The organism is Pseudomonas sp. 18175 (assembly GCF_050432925.1).
Lineage (GTDB): Bacteria > Pseudomonadota > Gammaproteobacteria > Pseudomonadales > Pseudomonadaceae > Aquipseudomonas.
This window is the reverse complement of sequence record NZ_JBKFTO010000056.1, coordinates 1-764: the sequence shown is the minus strand read 5'-3', so window position 1 is coordinate 764 and position 764 is coordinate 1. Positions and strand designations below refer to the sequence as shown.

At 57.2% G+C, this 764-nt stretch carries 1 protein-coding gene; it reads right to left on the bottom strand.

From position 1 onward, the window contains the following. The coding region (locus ACLD1Y_RS31590; RefSeq protein WP_429481546.1) for a ribonucleotide-diphosphate reductase subunit beta at positions 1-764 on the bottom strand (764 nt) is incomplete at both ends.

Genomic DNA, 764 nt, shown 5'->3' with positions numbered 1-764 from the left:
GCGACAGACGACGGTTAGCGATGAACTTGAGGTAGTCCTCCATCATCGCCGCGTTCATGCCCAACACGCCGCGCGGCATGGTGTCACGTGCGTATTCGATCTCCAACTGAGTCCCTTGCAGGATCATCTGGGTGGCTTCTTCCTTCATCTCGGCATCCCACAGGTGTGGGTTTTCGATTTTGATCTGGTTGATCACGTCGATACCGAAGTTCAGGTGCATCGACTCATCGCGCAGGATGTATTGGAACTGTTCGGCCACGCCGGTCATTTTGTTGCGACGGCCCATGGAGAGGATCTGGGTGAAGCCGCAATAGAAGAAGATGCCTTCCAGGACGCAGTAGTAGGCGACCAGGTTGCGCAGCAGTTCTTTGTCGGTCTCGACGGTGCCGGTTTCGAATTTCGGGTCGGAGATCGAACGGGTGTATTTCAGGCCCCAGGCTGCCTTTTTAGCGACGGATGGAATCTCGTGGTACATGTTGAAGATCTCGCCTTCATCCATGGCCAGCGATTCGATGCAGTACTGGTAGGCATGGGTGTGGATCGCTTCTTCGAAGGCCTGGCGCAGGATGTACTGGCGGCACTCCGGGTTGGTGATCAGGCGGTACACGGCCAGCACCAGGTTGTTGGCGACCAGGGAATCGGCGGTGGAGAAGAAGCCCAGGTTGCGCATGACGATGCGACGTTCGTCGTCGGTCAGGCCTTCGGGGTTTTTCCACAGGGCGATGTCGGCGGTCATGTTGACCTCTTGCGGCATCCAGTGGTTG